At 72.6% G+C, this 20,842-nt stretch carries 22 protein-coding genes; 6 read left to right on the top strand and 16 right to left on the bottom strand.

The window, feature by feature from the left end:
* Positions 1 to 3: 3 nt before the first annotated feature.
* The gene (locus ACV530_RS06315; protein WP_494331253.1) at positions 4 to 1,416 is read right to left on the bottom strand and encodes an MFS transporter; all 1,413 of its coding nucleotides are present in this window, start codon (positions 1,414 to 1,416) and stop codon (positions 4 to 6) included.
* 72 nt (positions 1,417 to 1,488) lie between these two features.
* Between ACV530_RS06315 and ACV530_RS06310 the strand changes: the two genes are divergently transcribed.
* The 3 genes from ACV530_RS06310 (at position 1,489) to ACV530_RS06300 (ending at position 6,570) form a co-directional block, all read left to right on the top strand.
* Complete coding sequence (locus ACV530_RS06310; RefSeq protein ID WP_494331252.1) at positions 1,489 to 2,451, top strand: helix-turn-helix domain-containing protein; 963 nt, start codon at positions 1,489 to 1,491, stop codon at positions 2,449 to 2,451.
* Between the two features lie 85 nt (positions 2,452 to 2,536).
* Positions 2,537 to 4,033 (top strand): 3' terminal RNA ribose 2'-O-methyltransferase Hen1, encoded by a 1,497-nt coding sequence (locus ACV530_RS06305; protein ID WP_494331251.1) that lies wholly within the window; start codon positions 2,537 to 2,539, stop codon positions 4,031 to 4,033.
* Positions 4,030 to 6,570: a polynucleotide kinase-phosphatase gene (locus ACV530_RS06300; protein WP_494331250.1), complete on the top strand. Its 2,541-nt coding sequence runs from the start codon at positions 4,030 to 4,032 to the stop codon at positions 6,568 to 6,570. Before ACV530_RS06305 ends, ACV530_RS06300 begins: the two co-directional genes overlap by 4 nt.
* 59 nt (positions 6,571 to 6,629) lie before the next feature.
* Here the strand turns inward: ACV530_RS06300 and mmuM are convergent, their stop codons facing one another.
* Entirely contained in the window at positions 6,630 to 7,538 is a 909-nt protein-coding gene (gene mmuM / locus ACV530_RS06295; RefSeq protein WP_494331249.1) for a homocysteine S-methyltransferase, read from the bottom strand.
* Positions 7,539 to 7,574: 36 nt separating this feature from the next.
* Positions 7,575 to 8,498 carry an LLM class F420-dependent oxidoreductase gene (locus tag ACV530_RS06290; protein ID WP_494331248.1) on the bottom strand — a complete coding sequence of 308 codons (924 nt, stop codon included), beginning with the start codon at positions 8,496 to 8,498 and terminating at the stop codon, positions 7,575 to 7,577.
* A gap of 247 nt (positions 8,499 to 8,745) precedes the next feature.
* Between ACV530_RS06290 and ACV530_RS06285 the strand changes: the two genes are divergently transcribed.
* Complete coding sequence (locus tag ACV530_RS06285; RefSeq protein ID WP_494331247.1) at positions 8,746 to 8,955, top strand: hypothetical protein; 210 nt, start codon at positions 8,746 to 8,748, stop codon at positions 8,953 to 8,955.
* 11 nt (positions 8,956 to 8,966) lie between these two features.
* Here ACV530_RS06285 and ACV530_RS06280 read toward each other — a convergent pair whose 3' ends face one another.
* Both ACV530_RS06280 and ACV530_RS06275 read right to left on the bottom strand, forming a co-directional pair.
* On the bottom strand, positions 8,967 to 9,425 hold the full coding sequence (locus ACV530_RS06280; RefSeq protein ID WP_494331246.1) for a DUF6099 family protein: 459 nt from the start codon (positions 9,423 to 9,425) through the stop codon (positions 8,967 to 8,969).
* A 119-nt stretch (positions 9,426 to 9,544) separates the two neighbouring features.
* Positions 9,545 to 9,925, bottom strand: coding sequence for a nucleotide pyrophosphohydrolase (locus tag ACV530_RS06275; protein WP_494331481.1), 381 nt, complete (start codon positions 9,923 to 9,925; stop codon positions 9,545 to 9,547).
* A gap of 188 nt (positions 9,926 to 10,113) precedes the next feature.
* On the opposite strand from ACV530_RS06275, the gene ACV530_RS06270 reads away from it, so the two are divergent.
* On the top strand, positions 10,114 to 11,334 hold the full coding sequence (locus ACV530_RS06270) for an RNA-guided endonuclease InsQ/TnpB family protein (RefSeq protein WP_494331245.1): 1,221 nt from the start codon (positions 10,114 to 10,116) through the stop codon (positions 11,332 to 11,334).
* Positions 11,335 to 11,392: 58 nt separating this feature from the next.
* On the opposite strand, the gene ACV530_RS06265 is transcribed toward ACV530_RS06270, so the two are convergent.
* From ACV530_RS06265 to ACV530_RS06250, 4 genes are all read right to left on the bottom strand, one after another.
* Positions 11,393 to 12,577 (bottom strand): AAA family ATPase, encoded by a 1,185-nt coding sequence (locus ACV530_RS06265; RefSeq protein WP_494331244.1) that lies wholly within the window; start codon positions 12,575 to 12,577, stop codon positions 11,393 to 11,395.
* A 24-nt stretch (positions 12,578 to 12,601) separates the two neighbouring features.
* Complete coding sequence (locus tag ACV530_RS06260) at positions 12,602 to 13,015, bottom strand: cell division protein SepF (protein WP_494331243.1); 414 nt, start codon at positions 13,013 to 13,015, stop codon at positions 12,602 to 12,604.
* 107 nt (positions 13,016 to 13,122) lie between these two features.
* A complete protein-coding gene (locus tag ACV530_RS06255; protein WP_494331242.1) occupies positions 13,123 to 13,431 on the bottom strand; it encodes an AzlD domain-containing protein in 309 nt (102 codons plus the stop codon).
* Entirely contained in the window at positions 13,428 to 14,156 is a 729-nt protein-coding gene (locus ACV530_RS06250) for an AzlC family ABC transporter permease (protein ID WP_494331241.1), read from the bottom strand. Before ACV530_RS06250 ends, ACV530_RS06255 begins: the two co-directional genes overlap by 4 nt.
* 46 nt (positions 14,157 to 14,202) lie before the next feature.
* On the opposite strand from ACV530_RS06250, the gene ACV530_RS06245 reads away from it, so the two are divergent.
* Complete coding sequence (locus ACV530_RS06245; RefSeq protein WP_494331240.1) at positions 14,203 to 14,790, top strand: helix-turn-helix domain-containing protein; 588 nt, start codon at positions 14,203 to 14,205, stop codon at positions 14,788 to 14,790.
* Here the strand turns inward: ACV530_RS06245 and ACV530_RS06240 are convergent.
* From ACV530_RS06240 to ACV530_RS06210, 7 genes are read right to left on the bottom strand one after another with little or no spacing between them, the layout of a single operon-like run.
* On the bottom strand, positions 14,765 to 15,298 hold the full coding sequence (locus ACV530_RS06240; RefSeq protein ID WP_494331239.1) for an NADPH-dependent FMN reductase: 534 nt from the start codon (positions 15,296 to 15,298) through the stop codon (positions 14,765 to 14,767). The genes ACV530_RS06245 and ACV530_RS06240 overlap by 26 nt on opposite strands.
* A 38-nt stretch (positions 15,299 to 15,336) precedes the next feature.
* Positions 15,337 to 16,365 carry an SDR family oxidoreductase gene (locus ACV530_RS06235; RefSeq protein WP_494331238.1) on the bottom strand — a complete coding sequence of 343 codons (1,029 nt, stop codon included), beginning with the start codon at positions 16,363 to 16,365 and terminating at the stop codon, positions 15,337 to 15,339.
* A gap of 35 nt (positions 16,366 to 16,400) precedes the next feature.
* Positions 16,401 to 17,642 (bottom strand): beta-ketoacyl-[acyl-carrier-protein] synthase family protein, encoded by a 1,242-nt coding sequence (locus ACV530_RS06230; RefSeq protein ID WP_494331237.1) that lies wholly within the window; start codon positions 17,640 to 17,642, stop codon positions 16,401 to 16,403.
* Positions 17,639 to 17,911: an acyl carrier protein gene (locus ACV530_RS06225; RefSeq protein ID WP_494331236.1), complete on the bottom strand. Its 273-nt coding sequence runs from the start codon at positions 17,909 to 17,911 to the stop codon at positions 17,639 to 17,641. Before ACV530_RS06225 ends, ACV530_RS06230 begins: the two co-directional genes overlap by 4 nt.
* Before the next feature lie 25 nt (positions 17,912 to 17,936).
* A complete protein-coding gene (locus tag ACV530_RS06220) occupies positions 17,937 to 19,187 on the bottom strand; it encodes a class-III pyridoxal-phosphate-dependent aminotransferase (protein ID WP_494331235.1) in 1,251 nt (416 codons plus the stop codon).
* Positions 19,188 to 19,218: 31 nt separating this feature from the next.
* Positions 19,219 to 19,665 carry a type II toxin-antitoxin system RatA family toxin gene (locus ACV530_RS06215; protein WP_494331234.1) on the bottom strand — a complete coding sequence of 149 codons (447 nt, stop codon included), beginning with the start codon at positions 19,663 to 19,665 and terminating at the stop codon, positions 19,219 to 19,221.
* 46 nt (positions 19,666 to 19,711) lie between these two features.
* Complete coding sequence (locus ACV530_RS06210; protein WP_494331233.1) at positions 19,712 to 20,839, bottom strand: GNAT family N-acetyltransferase; 1,128 nt, start codon at positions 20,837 to 20,839, stop codon at positions 19,712 to 19,714.
* Between the last annotated feature and the right edge of the window lie 3 nt (positions 20,840 to 20,842).

Here is a 20,842-nt window from a genome sequence, read left to right as displayed (position 1 = left end):
GGATCAGTCGTGATCACCCCGTGTGCCCCGGCCATAAGCGAACGCGGCCAGCAGGGCGAGGACGGACATCACCACCGTGAACACCCAGCCCGCGCGCAGGGAGCCCAGGTCAAGGCGGTGCGCTCCCCCGCCGAAGGCCACCAGGACGGCCACTCCCAGGGCGGTGCCCACCTGCCGGGAGACCATCAGGACGCCGGAGCCGAGAGACATCCGCTCCTCGGGCAGCCGTCCCGCGGCGGCGAACATGACCGACTGGTAGAGGCCGGTGCCGAGCCCGGCCAGGACGAGCCCCGGCAGCACCCCGGCGGCGTAGTGCGGCTGCTCGCCGGTGCCGAGCAGCCACCACAGCGAGGCGAGGGCGAAGCACGAGGCGCCGAAGGCCGCCGAGGCCCGTTCGCCGGCGGCGCGGACGATCCGGCCGGAGAAGGAGGAGACCACCAGCACCGTGGCGGGCCAGGGGGCCAGGGCCAGGCCGGCGCGCTGGGTGGTGTAGCCCCACACATCGGTGAACAGCAGGGAGGCCGCGAGCAGCATCGCGGAGTAGGCCAGGAAGTAGGCGAAGAGGCCGAGGGTCGCCGGGGTGAAGCCGCGGGCGCGGAAGAGCCCGGGGTGCACGACGGGTTCCGGGACGCGGCGCACGTGGACGGCGCAGAGCACGGTGGCGGCGATGCCCGCGGCGAGGACGCCGAGCGTGGCCGGGGCGGTGTAGCCCCAGTCGCCCGCCTCCACGACGGCGGTGGCCAGGCAGCCGATGGCGACCAGCACCAGGGCCGTGCCCGGCAGGTCCAGGGCCTGGCGGCGGCCTGGTGCCGTCCTGGGCAGGAGACGCAGGCCCGCCACGACGGCGACGATCACGACCGGCACGTTGATCAGGAACACCCAGCGCCAGTCCCAGGTGGAGAGCAGCCCGCCGAGCACCGGGCCCGCCCCGGCCGCCACCGCGCTCACCGCGGTCCAGACGCCGACGGCCGTGGCGCGCTCGCGGGCGGGGAAGGAGGGCAGGGCGAGGGACAGCGAGGTGGGCACCAGGACGGCGGCGCCGACGCCCTGGACGACGCGGGCCGCGATGAGCCAGCCGAGGCCGGGGGCCACACCGCAGCCGACCGAGGCCAGGCCGAACAGGACCAGGCCCACGAGGAACGAGCGGCGGCGGCCCGCCACATCGGCCAGCCGGCCGGCCGGGACGAGCAGGGCGGCGAGCACGATCGTGTAGGCGTTGAGCACCCAGGACAGCTGGGCCGCGGACGAGGAACCGAACTCCTCGCCGATCACGGGGAAGGCGATGTTGACCGCCGAGACGTCGAGCACGGCGAGGAACTGGGCCGCTGACGCGACGGTGAGGATCAGCCAGCGGCGGGGATCGGGCACGGCGGCGCCGATGCCCTGGGCGACGCGGGCCGGCGAAGAGGTCTTCATGACGGTCAAGCATCGGCACGGCGTCCGCCGGCCACGAGTGGCAAGAGTGACAACACCCGATACATTGCTGCCATGCCTTCCCTCGCCGTGGCGGCCGTCGACGGACTGCCCTTCTTCGAACTGGCCATCCCCTGCCACATCTTCGGCACCGAGCGCCTGGAGATTCCCCACGCCTGGTACGACCTGCGGGTCTGTGCCATCGGGACGGAGGGCGAAGGCGCCCGCAACGGCTCGTGGTTCAGCACGAACACGCCGTACGGGGTCGAGGAGCTGGTCACCGCCGACACCGTGCTCGTGCCGGGGTCGGCGGACGTGCGCGGCGATCCGCCCGCCGAGCTGACGGAGGCGCTGCTCGAGGCGCACCGGCGCGGGGCCCGGGTGGTGTCGCTGTGCTCGGGCGCGTTCACGCTCGCGGCCACCGGCCTGCTCGACGGGCGTACGGCGACCACGCATTGGCGGTACGCCCGGCTGCTCGCCGAGCGCTTCCCCGCGGTGCGGGTGGATCCGACGGTGCTGTACGTCGACCACGGCGACGTCGTCACCGGGGCGGGGTCGACGGCGAGCATCGACGTCTGCCTGCATCTGGTGCGCCAGGACTTCGGCATGGAGACGGCGAACCACGTCGCGCGGCAGCTCGTCGCCCCCGCGCACCGGCCGGGCGGGCAGGCGCAGTACATCGAGACACCGCTGCCCGAGCGGGCGGACGACTCGCTCGCCCCGCTCCTGCACTGGGCCACGGCACGGCTGGCGGAACCGCTGACCGTCGCCGACCTGGCCCGGCAGGCCCACACCAGCCCGCGCACGCTCGTCCGGCGGTTCCACGCGGCGACGGGGACGACACCGATGCAGTGGCTCCAGGCCCAACGCATCGGCCGGGCACGGGAGTTGCTGGAACGCTGCGACGAATCGGTGGACCGGGTCGCGGAGCTGTGCGGGCTCGGCACGGCCGCGAACCTGCGGCGGCGCTTCACCAAGGCGGTGGGCGTACCGCCGAACGACTACCGGCGCGCCTTCCGTGCACGGCAGCCGGCCTGACCGTCCGCCCGACCGTCCGCCCTTCGGTCAAGCCCAGTTAATATTCACTGGTCGGGGGCGACGGCAGAAAGCGATACTCGGACGCGTGTTCCTGACAATCACCACAACCGGCACCCCGGCGGGCCCCGCCACCGATCTCGGCTTTCTGCTGCACAAGCATCCCGACAGAACGCAGCAGTTCTCCACCTCGCACGGCACCGCGCATGTCTTCTACCCGGAGGCGACGGCGGAGCGCTGCACTGCGGCGCTGCTGCTGGAGGTGGACCCGGTCGCGCTGGTGCGGCGCGGCAAGGGCAGGGGCCGGGGCGGCGCACCGGACGCGGCGCTCGCGCAGTACGTCAACGACCGTCCGTATGCGGCGTCTTCACTGATGGCCGTGGCGCTGACCACGGTCTTCAAGACCGCTCTGCGGGGTGTGTGCAACGCCCTGCCCGAGCGGGCCGAGGCGCCGCTGCCGCTGCGCGTCGAGGTGCCGGCGCTGCCCGCGCGCGGCGGGGCCGAGCTGGTGCGCAGGCTGTTCGAGCCACTGGGCTGGGCGTCCGTTGCGGCCGAACCGGTGGTGCTGGACGGGCAGTTCCCCGAGTGGGGCGACTCGCGCTATGTCCGCCTCGTCCTGGAGGGGGAGCTACGGCTCGCCGACGCGCTGCGGCACCTGTACGTACTGCTGCCGGTCCTGGACGGCGCCAAGCACTACTGGGTCGCGCCCGACGAGGTGGAGAAGCTGCTGCGGGCCGGTGACGGCTGGCTGGCCGAGCACCCCGAGCAGAAGCTGATCACCAGCCGCTATCTGTCGCGGCGTTGGGGACTGACCCGGGAGGCGATGGAGCGGCTGGAGCTCATCCGGCTCGCCGAGTCCGACGACAGCGAGGTCGAAGAGATCGACAACGCGGTCGACGACGGCACCGCCGACACCGACGAGAAGCCGGTATCGCTCGCCGTACAGCGGCGCGATGCCATCTTGGAAGCGCTCACCGCCGCGGGCGCGAGCCGCGTGCTCGATCTCGGCTGCGGCGAGGGCCACTTGGTGCAGGCGCTGCTGAAGGACGTGCGCTTCACCGAGATCGTCGGCATGGACGTGTCCGTACGCGCCCTGACGATCGCCTCGCGCAGGCTCCGGCTCGAGCGCATGGGAGAGCGTCAGAGCGAGCGCGTCACGCTGATGCAGGGCTCGCTGGCCTACACGGACGCGCGGCTGAAGGGGTACGACGCTGCGGTGCTCAGCGAGGTGATCGAGCACCTCGATCTGCCGCGGCTGCCCGCGCTGGAGTACGCGGTGTTCGGCTCGGCACGCCCCGCGACGGTGCTCGTGACGACGCCGAACGCCGAGTACAACGTCCGCTGGGAAACCCTCCCGGCCGGACATGTGCGCCACGCCGACCACCGCTTCGAGTGGACCCGCGAGGAGTTCCGCGCCTGGGCCGCCTCGGTGGCCGAACGGCACGGCTACGGCGTGGAGTTCACGCCCGTCGGGCCGGACGACCCCGAGGTCGGGCCGCCCACGCAGATGGCCGTGTTCACCCTGGCCACGACGACTACGACGACTAAGACCACGACGACCACGAAGGAGGAGAAGGCCGCATGACCACCACGACCGCCCACCGCTCCCTGCCGGTGACCGACCTGTCCCTCGTGGTTCTCGTCGGTGCCAGCGGGTCGGGCAAGTCCACCTTCGCCCGCCGCCACTTCAAGCCCACCGAGGTCATCTCCTCGGACTTCTGCCGCGGCCTGGTCGCGGACGACGAGAACGACCAGAGCGCCAGCGGCGACGCCTTCGACGTCCTGCACTACATCGCGGGCAAGCGGCTGGCGGCCGGACGGCTGACCGTCGTCGACGCGACCAATGTGCAGCCCGAGAGCCGCAGGCAGCTCGTCCGGCTGGCCCGCGAGCACGACGTCCTGCCCATCGCGATCGTCCTCGACCTCCCCGAGGAGGTGTGCGTCGAGCGCAATGCCGCACGGCCGGACCGCAGCGGGGTGTCCCGCCATGTCATCGCCCGGCACCGGCGTGAACTGCGCCGCTCGCTGCGCGGGCTGGAGCGCGAGGGCTTCCGCAAGGTGCACGTCCTGCGCAGCGTCGAGGAGGTGGAGAGCGCCGGGATCACGATCGAGCGGCGCTACAACGACCTCGCCCACCTCACCGGCCCGTTCGACATCATCGGCGACATCCACGGCTGCAGTTCCGAACTGGAGTCGCTGCTCACCGCCTTGGGGTACGCCGACGGCGTCCACCCCGAGGGGCGCACGGCCGTCTTCGTCGGCGACCTCGTCGACCGGGGCCCCGACTCGCCGGGAGTGCTGCGGCGCGTGATGAGGATGGTGGAGGACGGCACCGCGCTGTGCGTGCCCGGCAACCACGAGAACAAGCTGGGCCGCCACCTCAAGGGCAAGAAGGTCCAGCTCACGCACGGACTCGCCGAGACCGTCGAGCAGTTGGACCGGGAGAGCGACGGCTTCAAGGGGCAGGTGCGGGAGTTCATCGACGGACTCGTCAGCCACTATGTGCTTGACGGCGGCAAGCTGGTCGTCTGTCACGCGGGTCTGCCCGAGAAGTACCACGGGCGCACCTCGGGACGGGTCCGCTCGCACGCGCTGTACGGGGACACGACCGGCGAGACCGACGAGTTCGGCCTGCCCGTGCGCTACCCGTGGGCCGAGGACTACCGGGGCCGGGCCGCGGTGGTCTACGGGCACACGCCCGTGCCGAACGCCACGTGGCTCAACAACACCATCTGCCTGGACACCGGCGTGGTCTTCGGCGGCAAGATGACCGCGCTGCGCTGGCCGGAGCGCGAACTCGTGGACGTACCGGCGGAGAAGGTGTGGTACGAGCCGACCAGGCCGCTGGCCACCGAGGCGCCCGGCGGGCACGACGGCCGGCCGCTCGACATCGCGGATGTCAACGGCCGCCGGATCGTGGAGACCCGGCACATGGGCAGGGTCGCCGTGCGCGAGGAGAACGCGGCCGCGGCCCTGGAGGTCATCAGCCGCTTCGCCCTCGACCCCAGGCTGCTCGCCTACCTCCCGCCGACCATGTCGCCGACCGCCACGTCGCGCAGGGACGGCTATCTGGAGCACCCGGCCGAGGCGTTCGCGCAGTACCTGGCGGACGGTGTGGAGACGGTCGTGTGCGAGGAGAAGCACATGGGCTCGCGCGCGGTCGCGCTGGTCTGCCGTGACGCGGACGTGGCGCGCGAGCGCTTCGGCACGGACGGGCCCACGGACGCGCTGTACACCCGCACGGGACGCCCCTTCTTCGACGACGGTGCCGTCACCGAGGAGATCCTGGGCCGGCTGCGCACGGCCGTGACCGCCGCCGGGCTGTGGGACGAACTGGCCACGGACTGGCTGCTGTTCGACGCCGAGCTGATGCCCTGGTCGCTGAAGGCGTCCGGACTGCTGCGCTCGCAGTACGCCGCCGTGGGCGCCGCCGCCGGTGCAGTCTTCCCCGGTGCGCTGGCGGCGCTGGAAGCGGCTGCCGCGCGCGGCGCCGAGGTGGACGGCCTGCTGGCACGGCAGCGCGAACGGGCCGCCGACGCCGCCGCGTTCACCGACGCCTACCGGCGGTACTGCTGGACCACCGACGGTCTGGACGGTGTGCGGCTCGCGCCCTTCCAGATCCTCGCCGCGCAGGGGCGCAGCCTCGCCGCGGTGCCGCACGACGAGCAGCTCGCCTGGCTGGACCGGCTGGTCGAGAACGACCCGACCGGTCTGCTCCAGGCGACCCGGCGCCTGGTCGTCACCACCGGCGATGAGGAGTCCGTGCGGGCGGGCACCGACTGGTGGCTGGAGATGACCGCGGCGGGCGGGGAGGGCATGGTCGTCAAGCCGCTCCGCTCGCTGGTGCGCACCGAAGGCGGCCGGCTGGTCCAGCCGGGCATCAAGGTGCGCGGCCGGGAGTACCTGCGGATCATCTACGGCCCGGAGTACACCCGCCCGGACAACCTCGAGCGGCTGCGTCAGCGTTTCCTCGGCCACAAGCGCTCCCTCGCCCTGCGCGAGTACGCGCTCGGTCTGGAGGCGCTGGACCGGCTGGCGGACGGTGAGCCGCTCTGGCGCGTCCACGAGGCGGTCTTCGCGGTCCTGGCCCTGGAGTCGGAGCCGGTCGACCCCCGGCTCTGACGGGACCGCACCGTGACCGGGAGGCGGGTACCGCACCCGCCTCCCGGGTTCGGGGTTCGCTACCGGCTCCCGGCCACGGCCGCCAGCTCCGCGATCAGCTCCGGGCCCACCCGGCAGCAGCCCCCGATGAGCCGGGCGCCCGCCGCCTGCCACACCTTGGCCTGCGCGGGGTCGTACGCAGGGCTCCCCCGCCAGTCCCGCGCCCGCGCATCCCACCCCTCCCCGCTGTTCGGATACACCACCACCGGCTTGCCCGTCGCCTGTGCCGCGAGCTCCACGGCCCGGTCCACGTCGGCCGGTTCGCAACAGTTGACGCCCACGGCGATGACCTGGTCGTTCCCCGCGGCGAGCGCGAACGCCTCGGCGAGGGGCTGACCCGCGCGGGTGTGCTCGCCGGTGCAGCTGTACGTCAGCCAGACCGGCACCCCGCATCCCCGGACCGCCCGCAGCAGCGCCCGCGCCTCGTCGGCATCCGGCACGGTCTCCAGCGCGAGCACATCCGGTGCGGCCGCGGCCAGCGTCTCGATGCGCGGCCGGTGGAACCGCTCCAGCTCCTCCACACCCAGCCCGTAGCGCCCGCGGTACTCGCTGCCGTCCGCGAGCATCGCCCCGTACGGCCCGACGGACGCGGCGACCCACACCTCCCGCTCCGCCCGGCCCGCCGCCCACCGCGCCAGCTCCACGCTGCGCCGCAGCAAGGCCGCGGCCTCGTCCCTCCCGAGCCCGCGGCGCGCGAACCCCTCGAAGGTGGCCTGATAGCTGGAGGTGATGAGCACCTGTGCCCCCGCCCGGACATACGCCGCGTGCGCCTCCTCGATCTGCCCGGGGTCGTCGGACAGCAGCCGCGCCGACCAGAGGTCGTCGGACAAGTCGCAGCCCTGGGCGGCCAGTTGGTTCGACAGGCCGCCGTCGAGGACGAGCGTCCCGCGCGCGAGCGCGTCGGCGAGCGGTGCAGTGGGTGGGGACATCGGTTGCTCCTTGCTCGGTCCGGGACCGGTCCGGGCTCAGTCCAGCTGGGACTTCACCTGCGATGCGATCAGCTCCAGGTGGTCGAGGTCCTTCAGGTCCAGGACCTGGAGGTAGATCCTCGACGAACCGGTCGCCGCGTACCGCCCGATCTTGTCGACGACCTCGGCCGGGGATCCGGCGAGGCCGTTCTCCTTGAGCTCGTCGACCTCGCGGCCGATGGCCGCGGCCCGGCGGGCCACCTCGGCGTCGTCCTTGCCGACGCACACGACCAGGGCGTTGGAGTACACCAGGTCGTCCGCCGCGCGGCCGGCCGCCTGCGCCGCCGCCCGCACCCGGCCGAACTGCCGCTCGGTGTCCTCGAGGGAGGCGAAGGGGACGTTGAACTCGTCGGCGTACCGTGCGGCGAGCGCGGGGGTGCGCTTCGCCCCGAGCCCTCCGATCAGCACCGGCACCTTGGCCTGGGCGGGCTTGGGCAGCGCAGGCGAACCGGCGAGCTGGTAGTACGTGCCGTCGAAGTCGAACGTCTCGCCGGTCCTGGTCTCCCACAGGCCCGTGACGATCGCGAGCTGCTCCTCGAGCCGGCCCAGCTTCTCCTTCGGGAAGGGGATGCCGTACGCCGTGTGCTCCGCCTCGAACCACCCGGCTCCCAGGCCCAGTTCGACCCGGCCGCCCGACATCTGGTCGACCTGGGCCACCTGGATGGCCAGCACGCCCGGCAGCCGGAACGTGCCGGCGGTCATCAGCGTGCCGAGCCGGATGCGCCGGGTCTCCCGGGCGAGCCCGGCCAGGGTGATCCAGGCGTCGGTCGGGCCGGGCAGGCCGTCGGAGGAGCCCATGGCCAGGTAGTGGTCGGAGCGGAAGAAGGCGTCGTAGCCCAGGTCCTCGGTGGCCTTGGCGACCGTCAGCAGGGTGTCGTAGTCCGCCCCTTGCTGGGGCTCGGTGAATACACGCAGATCCATGCCCCCATCCTGCACTCTCGAACACACGTCAACCGCTCACCCCCCGCACCACTCCGCCCACCCCTGTCGGGTGAAAATCCCCGAGCCCCCTCGGCCGTCGCGGTACCGGCCAGTGTCCGGCACGCCCGGTGATCGTTGGCCTCGGCGGAGCCGGACCGCCCGGCCCGCGCACCGGTGTCCTCTGCCGGAGGCGACGACCGCGACACCGCCCTTCCGCAGCGGGAGGGCCAGGGCCGAGGAGGCCACGATGACCCAGGAAGCCGTGCCCGACGAGGCGGTGCCCACCCAGGCCGCTTCCCAGCAAGCCGCTTCCCAGCAACAGGGCGCACCCAAGGGCCTGTTGCAGCAGATGGAAGAGCTGATGGCAGCACTGAACGCCGATCTGACCCAGCTCGACGCGGACCTTCAGTCCTCGGCCGAGCGGCCCTCGCCCGACCACGGAGGCACCACCGGCTGACCAGCAGCGCTTCATGCGGCACCTCCTCTTTCGCGCAGGGCGAGCCGTCTGAGCAGTCCGCTCACCCGGTCGGTGGTCTCGTCGGCGGCGTCGATGGCCTCGATGCACTGCCAGTACAGCCCGTCCTCCTCACAGGTGCCGGCGACGCCCACCAGGGCGATGCCCACCTCTCCGAGGAGCGCTCCGAGGGACGTCAGCGCCTCCCACGGATCGCGCACCTCGGAGAGCCGATCCGCCCGTAACCCTCCGGCGCCCGGCGCGAACCGGCGCAGCGCGCCGGAGGCCCTGCCTCCCGCCTCGCTCAGGCCGCACGCCGCGGCACGGGCCTCGAAGGGCCCGTGCACCGCGAGGTGCCCGCCGACCGCCTGTGCCAGCGCCTGCGTCTGCCACGCCTCGGTGACGATCTCCTGCACCGCCCTGGCCCGCGCCAGGGCGGTGCGAGTGGCCTCGATCAGCCGCACTGCGTCCATGCCCGGTCCCCCTGTTTTCCGTCTGCCCCGATCTCACTACCCAGAGTGATGACTAACCGCCGGAAAAGCCAGGGGAATTCAGAAATCTGTGGATACCAAATACGCTGTGGACAACTCAATCACTCCGGAGAGTGACGATGACCGCGCTCCTGACCCTCCGCGACCCGCTTGTCCGATGCCGGAAACCGCCGTTCGTTCCGGTCGATCTTGGCCGACAGCGCCGCCAGCACGTCGATCCCGAGCACCTCGCAGAACTGGAGCAGATACGCCAGCACGTCCGCGACCTCGTCCTCGACCCGGCCCGCCGTCGCTTCGTCCGCCATCACCCGCGCCGACTCCTCCGGCGTCAACCACTGGAAGATCTCCACCAGTTCGGACGCCTCGACGCTGAGCGCCGCGGCCAGGTTCTTGGGCGTGTGGTAGGGCTGCCAGTCGCGTGCCGCCGCGAAGTCGGCCAGCCGCCGCTGCAGCGAAGCGAGGTCTGCGGGCTCTGCGGGAATCTCGTTCACCGGGTTCCTCCGAGGATGCCCCGGCCTTCATGCCGGGGAGGAATCGAACTCCTGCGGAGCAGGGTAGGAGAAGCCGAATCGCCACCAGGGCGATTCGGCTTCCACCGGCCCCGCAGGCGAGAGGCGCAGCACAGGCCTGCCGGACTCAACTGTCCGACGTCCCTGGTAGGTTGGCGTTCATGGCGGGGGAAGTGAAGAAGGAGGGCCCGGGACACGCCCGGTACGCCTACCGGCTTCGCCTCTCGAGCGGCGCCCGCACTGCTCTGGAAATGGAGTGGGCACGCTGTCGGTGGGTGTGGAACGAGTGTGTCGCCAAGTCCCGGCAGATCCACGCCCAGGCCAAGACCACCGGTGAGAAGCTGACGTGCGGCCCTGCCTGGCTCGACAGGGTGCTGACCGAGGCCCGCAGGGTGACGCCGTGGCTCACGGAAGGCGCTTCGGTACCGCAGCAGCAGGTCATTCGCGACTTCGCCGCGTCGCGGGCGAAAGCACTGAAGGACATCAAGGGCGGGCGTGCGGTGCGCCGTCGGGCCGGGATGCCCCACTTCAAGCGCAAGCGCGACAGCCGCCCGAGCTTGAACTACACCCGGCGCGGCTTCCGCCTGAAAGACGGGCGCCTGCACCTTGCGGGCGGGATTGAGCTGACGGTGGTGTGGTCGCGTGAGCTGCCCGCCGAACCGTCGAGCGTGCGCGTATACCAGGACAGTCTCGGCCACTGGTACGCGTCCTTTGTCGTACCGGCCCAGGTCGAAGCCCTGCCCGCAACCGGGCGCGTGATCGGTGTGGACTGGGGCGTACGCGAGACGGCAACCACCACATCCGATGCGCACGATCTTCCGCATGCCGGGCACGGGGAGAAGGCCGCGAAGCGTCTCGCGCACTACCAGCGGCAGATGGCCCGGCGCCGCGCCCCGAAAGGCAAGCCCCAGACACGGGGCTACCGCAAAGCCAGGGCACAGGCGGCGAAGGCACACAAGAAGGTGGCCCGGCAGCGACAGGACACCGCGCGCAAGTGGGCGAAGGCAGTGATGCGCGACCATGACGCCGTTGCCGTGGAGGACTTCCGGCCGAAGTTCCTCGCCAAGACCACCATGGCCCGCAAGGCCGCCGACGCCGCCATCGCGGCCACCAAAGCGGCTCTGGTCGAGATGGGCCGCAAACACGCGCGAGACGTGCGTCTCGTGCACCCCGCGCACACCACCATGGACTGCGCCTCGTGCGGAGCGAGAACCAAGCACGCACTACCTCTCTCAGAACGAACGTATACCTGCACCGCGTGCGGAGCCGTGTCCCCCAGGGACAAGAACTCCGCCCGCGTGATGCTGGTCCGGGCTGGTCTGTACCCGGACGGTGCCGAGGGCGTAAGACCACCCGAGCCGCCGGCTCAGATGGCAGCCTGAGCCGTGAATCCTCCCGGAACCACCGAAGCCGGAATTCCGGCTCCAGCCGGAGGAGCAGTCAAGACCCCAGGTCTACCACCGAAGCCCCCGGCACCTCGGCCGCCGCCTGGGCCGTATCCTCCCCCACCGTCCCCACGAGCCGGATGTGCCCCCGCTCGCACATGCGCCCCGCCAACCCCAGCAACTCCCGTGCCTGGCGCGGATCCAGGCACCGGTCGAGGCCGTCCGCGAGCACGGTCAGCACCTGTCGCGCCGACAGCACCTCGGCGGCGGGCTCCACGGCCAGCACGCCCGGCCCCGTCAACAGGACCAGGCACAGCGCCAGATACCGCAGCTCCCCGTCCCCCAGCCGCTCCAGCGGAGTGGCCGCGCCCGCGCGCCGCGCGAGCACCGCCCGTACGTAGCCGCCCCCGAGCCGCTGCACCGTCAGCCCCTCGACCCGGCCCCGGCACCCCGCTCCCGCCGCCCTCACCAGGACCGCGTGCCGGATGGCGCACTCGCTGCGGGTGCGCCCCAGCACCGCGGCGACGTTGTCGCACGCGCTGCGCAGATGCCCGTCCCGCGCGGCGGCGGGCACGCGCATCAGCTCGGGCCGCGGGTCGCACGGGAAGACCGAGCGCAGCGCGAGGACGACCTGTTCGGCGGCGTCGAGGACCAGTCGCTGCCCGGCGGTCGTGCCCGCCACCCGCAGCGGCAGCAGCGCGGTGCCGAGCCGGTCGTCGGGCAGCGGGGCGCGAGTGACGGGCACCGCACCGGCCGTGTGCCAGGCGGCCTCGACCCTCGGCACCCCCGGGTCGCGCAGCGCGGTGGACAGCAGCGTCCGTCCCGCGCCCGTCAACCGCTCGCCGACGACCCGCAGTTCGGGCTCGGCCTGCACGGCCAGGTCCAGGCGGACCGCGCCCGCGGGCCCCTCGACGGTGCAGCCGATCCGGAACCCGCGCCGCCCCTGGGCGTCCGGCGGCGCCCCATGCGGTACGCACGCGGCCCCGCCGCCCGCGACCGGGGCGAGCGCCTCGGCGAGAGTGCTGCCGCCGGCCAGCCGCGCGAGGGCCTCGTACGCCTGCAGCACGCTGGACTTGCCGCTGCCGCTGGGGCCGCGGAAGAAGGTCAGCGGGCCGAGCCGGTAGGTCGCGTTGCGGTGCGACTTGAAGGCGGACAACCGCAGTTCGGTCACGACGGGGCGCTGGGGCCCGGTCGTGACGACCGGGGCGACGGCCGGTCGGGCACGGCTGCTGGTGTCCATGCCCGGACCGTAGGGGCAGGCCCGTCAGCCAAATCGTTTCATCTGATCGGTCTTCCTACGATCGGGGTACCCCGCGGCCACCTCCGTGCCCTCGGGGGCGAGCAGGAAGACGTTGGTGTCGACGCGGTGCATCCCGCTGCCCAGCCCGAAGACGACACCGCTGGAGAAGTCGAGGATGCGCTTGGCGACATCCGTGTCGGCGCTCGTGAGATCCAGCAGCACGGGCGTGCCGGCCATCAGATGCTCCGCCACTTCGCGCGCGTCCGCGAAGACCTGTACGCGGAGGACCACGAGCCTCCGCTGATGTGACGCCGTCTCCGGTTCCGCCTCGGGCAGAGCCCGGTGCGTCGACCAGGACGGCCATGTGTGGTAGCCGCGCAAGGGGACCACCTCGGCCAGCCCCTCCCACTGCTCGTCGGTGGCCTCGGACCTGTTCACCGGATCACCCCTCCGGGGAACGTGCTCGTTATGTACATCCCGCGATTTTAGTGAGGTGGACGCCGCCGTTCGGCCCAATGACACGCGCTGTGTCCGTCCTGGACGATTCACGGCACTCCCAGTAGCCGCAGCCCCGCCGTGACCGCGGCGGCCGCCACCACCGCCACCAGGAACGACGCCCGGCGCAGCGCGAGGACGCCGCCCGCCAGGACGCCCGCCGGGCGGGACCAGCCGGCGAAGCCGTGCCCGTCGGTGAACGCCGAGGTGGCGGCCATCGCGCACAACAGCACGACCGCGGACAGGGAGATCAACGACCGCACCCGGTCCGGCAGATCGAACCGGTGGTGCAGCCAGGGCCCGCACAGCCGCAGTCCGTACGTGCCGGCGGCCAGGAGCAGGATCGCGGACAGGGTCATGCGGAGTCCTCCTCCTTCGTCATGTGCGTCATGCGGGGGTCCACCTCCTTCACGTCCGCGCCCGGGCGTGCTGCCGCGAACAGGCCCGCCAGGCCGCACAGCACGGGCAGTCCGGGTGGCAGGAACGGTGCCGCGGCCAGGGCCACCGCGGTGCCGAGGAGCGCGACCCGGCGGGCGGACCGCTCGCGCAGGGCGGGCAGCACCAGTGCCAGCAGCACCATGGGCTCGGCCGCGTCCAGGCCCAGTGCCCGGGGGTCGCCGACCGCGCGTCCGGCCAGTACGCCCAGCAGCGTGCCGAGGTTCCACGTCACGAACAGCACGGCGCCGCAGGCGAGATAGGCCGCGCGGCGGCGGCGCGGATCACGCTGCGCCCGGGCGAACGCCACCGCCTGGTCCACCAGGAGGTGACTGCCCGCCAGGCGCCGCGGCCAGCGCATGGCCAGGACGTCGGCGATGGTGAGCCCGAAGACGAGGAACCGCGCGTTGAGGACGAGGCCCGCGGCCACGACGGCGACCGTGCCTCCCCCGCTCAGGGCGATGTCGAGCGCCGCGAACTGCGCTCCGCCCGCGAACAGCGTCGCGGACATGACCAGAGGCACCCAGGCGGGCTGTCCGGCGGATGCGGCGATCGCGCCGAAGGAGACCCCGACGACGCCGATGGCCAGGCCCACCGCGGCGATGTCCCGCCACAGCGCGCGGTCCAGTGTTCTCCAGAACGAACGCATGGGCGATATAGTGAACGCGATAGCGAGCGTTCGTCAAGGAGAACGAATGGACCGACAAAACGAACGAGGGCGGGCGGAACGTTCCGCCCGCCCTCCGCTGGACCTCATCGCGGCATCGATCCGCCGGGAGCGCGGACGCGTGGGACTGTCGCTGACCGAGCTGGCCCGGCGCGCCGGCATCGCGAAGTCCACGCTGTCCCAGCTCGAGTCCGGCACCGGCAACCCGAGCGTGGAGACGCTCTGGGCGCTGGGTGTCGCCCTGGACGTGCCGTTCAGCAGGCTGGTCGACCCGCCCCGCCCCCGGGTCGCCGTGCTGCGCCGCGGCGAGGGCGTCACGGTGCCGTCGGAGCGCGACGGCCACACGGCCACCCTGCTCTCCTCGTGCCCGCCGAACGCGCGGCGGGACCTCTACCTCCTGCACATGGAGCCGGGGCTGCCGCGGGATTCCGAGCCCCACATGCCGGGCACGACCGAGCATGCCGTCGTGAGCAGCGGGCGGGTGCTCATCGGCCCGGCCGAGGCGCCCGTCGAGCTGGGCCCGGGCGACTACATCGCTTATCCCGGCGATGTACCGCATGTCTTCCGGGCGCTCGAGGCGGGCACGTCCGTCATCTTGGCAATGGAGCACACCTGATCCGCCCCGGGGCCAGCATCGTGGCGCAGCGGTGGAGTTCGCCCGCCAGTGTGTGGCAGCGGTCGAGGAGTCGCAGGTCCGCGGACCGGGTGCCGTCCGGTCCGGGGACGAAGTCGTCCGGGCAGCCCGCGACCTGTGTGGGCACCACCCAGCCGCCGAGCGCCTTGGCGACCGTGCGCAGCTGTTCGCAGACCACGTTGCCGGTGCGCGGGCCGCTGCCGTGGGCCAGCAGTCCGACGGCCTTGTCGTCGAACGAGCCGCCGGGCAGCCGGTCCAGTGCGGTTTTGAGCAGGCCGGAGTAGCCGGCGTGGTGGACGGGGCTGGCGAGCACGACCGCGTCGGCTTCCTCGACGGCGCGGCGGAACGCGTCGGTTCCGTACGCCTCGAGGGCCAGGTCCACGGTGTGCACGACGGCGCCGCGTTCGCCCAGGGTGCCGGCGACGACCGCGGCCAGCGCGGCGGTTGAGGATCGGGGGTTGGGACTGCCGGCGATCACGAGCGCTCGCACGGTCGGTACGTCCTCTCGGAAGTCGGAAGCAGGGAAGGTCAGCGTGCTGCGACCAGGGTCCACGGGTTGGGCGTGGCCAGGGCCTGGCGCTGCTTGCTGTGTGCCCAGTGCCGTACGGACGCGGCCATCACCTCGCCCGGGTCGCGGACGGGGCGGGTGGGTTCGAAGGGCTCGGACATGCTGGTGTAGCTCTGGAACATGGCGAGCAGGTTGACGGCCTGCTGCTGCACCGGGGAGAGCCACTGCTGGGCGAGCGGCAGGAAGAACCTGTTCCAGCTGTCCGTGGAGACCATCGGCGGCCGGGCGATGGGTTCGACGCCGTGCTCGGCCCGGAAGGTGTTGATGGTGTCGCAGGTGATGTCGATGAGCGTGCTGAGGCGCAGGCTCGCCCCGCCCGCGGTGACGATCTCGGTGCGCGGCGCGGCGGGTGCGGGGCCCAGGGCGGCCTCGGCGATCGCGTCGGCGACCTCGTCGACCGGGCTGATCTCGGCGTAGCCGTCCGGGTCGCCGACGACGACCGCGGCCAGCCCGGAGACCAGGGCCGGGAAGAGGGTGTACGGGCCGGAGAAGCGGGAGATGTGGCCGTCGGCGCGGCGGCCCATGACCAGGGGCGGCCGGATCACGGTCACCGGGCCGGGGTGCTCAGTGGTGACGATGTCCTCGCAGACGGCCTTGGACCACTCGTAGCCGTTGCGGTAGCCCTCGAACTCCTCGCCCCTGAGGTCCTCGGGGTTGCGCACCCCGCCGACGTAGGCGGTGGAGACGTGGACGAAGTGGGTCTCGGGCCCGGCCAGGGCCAGGACGGCCCGCAGGGTACGGACGTTGGCGTCGGTGGCCTCGTCGCGGCTCAGGGTCCAGCGGGTGGAGGCGGCCGTGTGGACGATGGCGTCCCAGGGGCCGGCGAGTTCCGCCGGGGCCGGTTCGCGGCCGATGTCCCAGCGGGTGAGCGGGACCTGGGCGTCCCGGCGGGCGGTGCGGACGACGTGCGGGGCGGCGGGGGCGGTGTTCAGCCGGCCGGCGACCTCGGTGCCGACGACACCGGTCGCTCCGGTGATGAGTATGCGCATGGGTGTTGTTCCTGGTGTGGGAGGGGCCTCGGGCGTCACTGCACGGGCGCGAGGACGAGGCAGGCGTTCTGTCCGCCGAAACCGAAGGAGTTGGAGAGCACGGGCCGTCCCGGCTCGATCGTCCGCGGGGTGCCGGCGACCACGTCGACGCGGTCGGCCTCCGACGGCACCGTCAGGTTGGCCACCGGCGGCACCGTTCCGCGCGCGGCGCAGATCAGGGAGACGGCGGCCTCCAACGCGCCCGAGCCGCCGATGAGATGGCCGGTCACGCCCTTGTTGGCGGTCACCGGGGGTGCCTGGCCGCCGAAGCAGCGGTGGATGGCGGTGGCCTCGGCGCTGTCGTTCAACTGGGTCGAGGTGCCGTGGGCGTTGATGTGGCCGATGTCGGAGAGGAGCAGCCCCGCGTCGGCGACGGCACCGGCCATGCACGCGGCGGCCGCGGCACCGTCCGGCTGGGGCGCGACGATGTGGAACGCGTCCGCGTTGGTCGCGTAGCCCGCGATCTCGCCGTAGATCCGCGCGCCGCGGGCGAGCGCGTTCTCGTACCGTTCGAGGACCAGGACGGCGGCGCCCTCGCCCATGACGAAGCCGTTGCGCTCCGCGTCGAACGGGCGCCCGGCGTGCTCCGGGTCGTCGTTGCGGTCGGACAGTGCCCGCATCCGGGCGAAGCCGCTGAGCAGCATGGTGGTGACGGCGGCGTCGAACCCGCCCGCGACGGCGGCGTCCAGCTCGCCGTACTGGATCTTGCGGGCGGCCTCGCCGAGAGCGGTGGTGCCGCTCGCGCAGGCGGTGGCGTAGGTGGTGCAGGAGCCCTGGAACCCGTAGCGCATGGCGATGCGGGCGGCGGCCGAGTTGGACATCGTCCTGGGCACCGTGTGCACCGGCATGGCCATCGGGTCGGCGCCGTGGTTGCGGGTGGTGGCGTCCATCGTGGGCAGCCCGCCGATGCCGGTGCCGAGATGGACGCCTACGCGGTCCTGCGGCAGCAGTCCGGACAGGCCGGCTTCCTCGACGGCGTCGACGGCGGCGCACAGCGCCAGTTCGGTCGGGCGGTCGATCTGCCGGAGCTCGCGGCGCGTGATGTACGGGCTCACATCGAAGGGCGGCACGAGGCAGCCGAAGCGCACCGGCGCGTCCTGTTCGACGAGTTCGTCCACGAGGGTCGCGGTGGACTTGGCCGCCATGATGGTGGTGACGACCTCGTCGAGGGTGTGGCCCGCCGGGGACTTGACGCCTATGCCGGTGACGACGACGCGGGGGCGCTCGGTGCGGCTCACTGCTGGGCTGCCTTCCGGGCGGTGAGGAGGGCGATGGCGTGCCCGACGTTCTCGGCCGTCACCAGGTCCTCGGTCTCGATCCGCAGGCCCAGTTCGCGCTCGAGCTGGGCGCCGATGGCCATCAGCTCCAGGCTGTCGATGCCGTGGTCGTTCTGCAGATGGGTGCTGTCCTCGATGGCGTCGGGCGTGGTGCCGAGGACCTCGGCGATGGTGGCGCGGACGGTGGCCGCCAGATCGGTATCGGTGGTTTCGGTGGTGGTTTCGGTCATGTCGGTTCTCCTGTGCGGGGGTTGATCAGCCTGCGGCGACGGCGCGGCCGGCGCCGGCGAGCGCGGAGTCGAGGATGTCCAGGGCCTGGTCGAGTTCGGCGGCCGTCGTGGTCAGCGGGGGCAGGAGCCGTACGGTCGTCGGGCGGCTCAGGCACGGCGAGACGAGGAGGCCCGCGTTCGCCAGCCCGACCACCACCTCGCCGGCTGCCTGCGGTGAGGTGAAGTCGATGCCCCACAGCAGGCCCCGGCCGCGGAAGGTGCTCATCACCTGCGGGTGACGCGCCTGCAGCGAGCGCAGCCCGGCCTCCAGGCCGGCCGACAGCACCCGGCCGTGGTCGGCGAGTTCCTCCACGGCGGCCAGGGCCGCCGGGAGCGCGGCGCAGCTGAGCGGGTGCCCGCCGAAGGTGGCCGAGTGCAGGAACGGGTCGGCGGCGAGCGGCTGGTAGAGCTCCTCCGAGCAGACCACGGCGGACAGCGGCACGACGCCGCCGCCGAGCGGCTTGCCGACGAGCACGGCGTCGACGGGGAGCCCCTCGGCGAGGGCGACCGAGCGCTCGCCGCAGCGCCGCAGTCCGCACTGGATCTCGTCGGCGATCACGAACGCGCCGTGCTTGCGGGCGTCCTGTGCCCACCGGTGCAGGATGTCGAGGTGCAGCGGCACCGCGCCGTTCTCGCCCTGGACGGGCTCGAAGACGAGCGCCGCCACCGCGCCGCGCTCGGTTTCCCTGCGGACCGCGTCCGGGTCCTCGGGGTCGATGTGCACGACGTCCACCGCGGCACCGCGCAGCCCGGTCCGGAACATCGGGTTGTGCGTGAGCGCCAGCGCGCCCAGCGACTTGCCGTGGTAGCCGCCCTGTACCGCGAGCACCCGGTCGCGGCCCGAGGCGAGCCGGGCGAGCTTGACGGAGACCTCGACCGCGTCGGCCCCGTTCAGGCCGAAGTAGACCTTCGGCAGGGCGCCGCCGAGGTAGGCGGCGAGCTGTGCGGCGGCCTCGGCCATCACCGGGTTGGCCAGGCTGCGGGTGGAGGTGGGCATCACCTCGAGCTGCCGCCGGACGGCGTCGACCACGCCGGGGTGCCGGTGGCCGAGCAGGGCGACGGCGTACGAGCCGAAGTCGAGGACCGAGCGGCCGTCGGACAGGGTCACCCGCGAGCCCTCGGCGGCCGCCTCCACGGCTCCCTTGCCGGCGAACTTGCCGGTGAGGGCGAGCTTGGGCGACTGGTGCCGGCGCAGCCGTTCGAACACCTCGCCGGACGCGGTCAGTTGGGTCTGCATGCGTGATCTCCTGGGTTTCAGTAAACGTGTGTCACCGGGCGCCGGTCAGGCGGCGCTCGAGGGCGGAGAGCATCTGCTGGGCGTTCTCGCGCAGCGCGGTGGAGGCGACGGGGTTGAGCATCTCGGCGAGCAGCGGGATGCCGATGTCGAACTCGACGTCCAGCGACACCAGGCTGCCGCCGTCGTCGGCGGGGCGGACGGCCCAGTGGCCGACGAAGTGGGCGAGATCCCCGCTGAGCTGGTGGAAGTCGAAGCGGCGGGCCTCGTGGTCGAGCCGCTCGGCCTCGACCCACTCGAGCACCGAGCCCTTCAGGTGGACGGACCAGGCGGTGGTGCGCTCGTCCGGGCCTGTCTGCTCCGTGATCCGGACGGACTGCACGCTGTCCATGCAGTCGGAGTAGCTCTCCACGTCGACGACGGCCTGCCAGCTCTCGGCGGGCGGGGCGGCGATGTGCAGTTCGACCTCGACTCGAGGCATGGGGATCTCCTTGTATCTGTGGGGTGTTGGTTCAGGTCCCGGTACGTCAGGACCGGGGCGCCAGCGTCTCGGCCAGCGCGGCCTTCAGGGCCCGCGGCAGCGTTCGGCGCAGCACGGCCCGCGGCAGGGCGCGGACGTGGGTGATGGCGTAGGACTGCTCGACCAGCTCACAGCCCAGTTCGCGCTTGGGCTCGTAGGCGGTCTGCGCGAATCTGATGTGCCGGCACTTGCGGGCGATGGCCAGCTCGATGGCGGCGTAATGGACGTTGTGGTACAGCCGGGCCTCGTGGGCCAGCCGGTAATCCAGTCCGATCCGTGCGCCGATCGCGCCCTCGCCGCGGAAGAGGACGTGCAGGAAGGCGACGAGCTTCTCGCCCTCGAAGCAGGCCACCAGCCGCTGGTCCGGGCCGCCGGGTTCCTGGAGCGCGCGCAGGAAGCCCTCGTCGAGGACGTCCAGCGTCTGGTCGGCGCGCTCCATCACCTGGTGGTACAGGGCGAGCATGGCGGGCACGTGGTCCGCGAACTCCTCCAGCACCTCGATCCGCAGGTCCTCCCGCGCCCGGAACTTGCGCAGCTTGCTGCGGGCGTTGCGGCGCGCCTTGCCCGGGAGCGTGGCGAGGTAGTCCTCGAACGTGGCGTGTCCGAGCGGGAGTTCGGTGTCGGGCATGCTCGGCACGGGGAAGAAGCCCTTCCCCTCCAGTGCCGGGCGCAGGGCCGCCATCTCGCCGGGCGCGAAGTCCTTGAAGACGACCGTGCCGAGCCGGTGGCGCCGGGCGTGGTCGAGGACGGCGCTCACCAGCAGCTCGGCGACCGGGGCCGGGAGCGGTCCCCGGCACAGCACGTGCCCCTGGCCGAGGAAGTTGCCGCAGAACAGCATGGGTACGCGCAGCAGTTTGGGGAACACCTTGCCCACCGGCTCCAGCAGACGGCGTTCGCTCGGCCCGACGATCCGGTCCAGCCGCAGGCCGCGGAAGGCGCTCAGCGGCAGGACCGCGACGGTACGGCCGTCCTCGCGCACCACGGCGTACGCGTAGGAGTCGGGGCCGATGGAGCCGCGCTCCATCGCCGCGAACACCTCCCGTGACCACATCGGGTCGTCGGGCGGGGCGAGTTCGTCCCACACGTCGGCCGGGACGGCGTCGACGCCGGGGAGCACCTCGACGGTGTAGGTCATCAC

Source organism: Streptomyces sp. SX-6 (assembly GCF_059089585.1).
The sequence above is the reverse complement of the archived record's forward strand: the minus strand, read 5'-3'. Positions and strand labels throughout refer to the sequence as shown.

Coding starts and splice junctions, on each gene's coding strand:
- ACV530_RS06315 (WP_494331253.1), bottom strand. CDS start 1,416: ATGAAGACCTCTTCGCCGGCCCGCGTCGCCCAGGGCATCGGCGCCGCC.
- ACV530_RS06310 (WP_494331252.1), top strand. CDS start 1,489: ATGCCTTCCCTCGCCGTGGCGGCCGTCGACGGACTGCCCTTCTTCGAA.
- ACV530_RS06300 (WP_494331250.1), top strand. CDS start 4,030: ATGACCACCACGACCGCCCACCGCTCCCTGCCGGTGACCGACCTGTCC.
- mmuM (WP_494331249.1), bottom strand. CDS start 7,538: ATGTCCCCACCCACTGCACCGCTCGCCGACGCGCTCGCGCGCGGGACG.
- ACV530_RS06290 (WP_494331248.1), bottom strand. CDS start 8,498: ATGGATCTGCGTGTATTCACCGAGCCCCAGCAAGGGGCGGACTACGAC.
- ACV530_RS06285 (WP_494331247.1), top strand. CDS start 8,746: ATGACCCAGGAAGCCGTGCCCGACGAGGCGGTGCCCACCCAGGCCGCT.
- ACV530_RS06280 (WP_494331246.1), bottom strand. CDS start 9,425: ATGGACGCAGTGCGGCTGATCGAGGCCACTCGCACCGCCCTGGCGCGG.
- ACV530_RS06270 (WP_494331245.1), top strand. CDS start 10,114: ATGGCGGGGGAAGTGAAGAAGGAGGGCCCGGGACACGCCCGGTACGCC.
- ACV530_RS06265 (WP_494331244.1), bottom strand. CDS start 12,577: ATGGACACCAGCAGCCGTGCCCGACCGGCCGTCGCCCCGGTCGTCACG.
- ACV530_RS06255 (WP_494331242.1), bottom strand. CDS start 13,431: ATGACCCTGTCCGCGATCCTGCTCCTGGCCGCCGGCACGTACGGACTG.
- ACV530_RS06250 (WP_494331241.1), bottom strand. CDS start 14,156: ATGCGTTCGTTCTGGAGAACACTGGACCGCGCGCTGTGGCGGGACATC.
- ACV530_RS06245 (WP_494331240.1), top strand. CDS start 14,203: ATGGACCGACAAAACGAACGAGGGCGGGCGGAACGTTCCGCCCGCCCT.
- ACV530_RS06235 (WP_494331238.1), bottom strand. CDS start 16,365: ATGCGCATACTCATCACCGGAGCGACCGGTGTCGTCGGCACCGAGGTC.
- ACV530_RS06225 (WP_494331236.1), bottom strand. CDS start 17,911: ATGACCGAAACCACCACCGAAACCACCGATACCGATCTGGCGGCCACC.
- ACV530_RS06220 (WP_494331235.1), bottom strand. CDS start 19,187: ATGCAGACCCAACTGACCGCGTCCGGCGAGGTGTTCGAACGGCTGCGC.
- ACV530_RS06215 (WP_494331234.1), bottom strand. CDS start 19,665: ATGCCTCGAGTCGAGGTCGAACTGCACATCGCCGCCCCGCCCGCCGAG.
- ACV530_RS06210 (WP_494331233.1), bottom strand. CDS start 20,839: ATGACCTACACCGTCGAGGTGCTCCCCGGCGTCGACGCCGTCCCGGCC.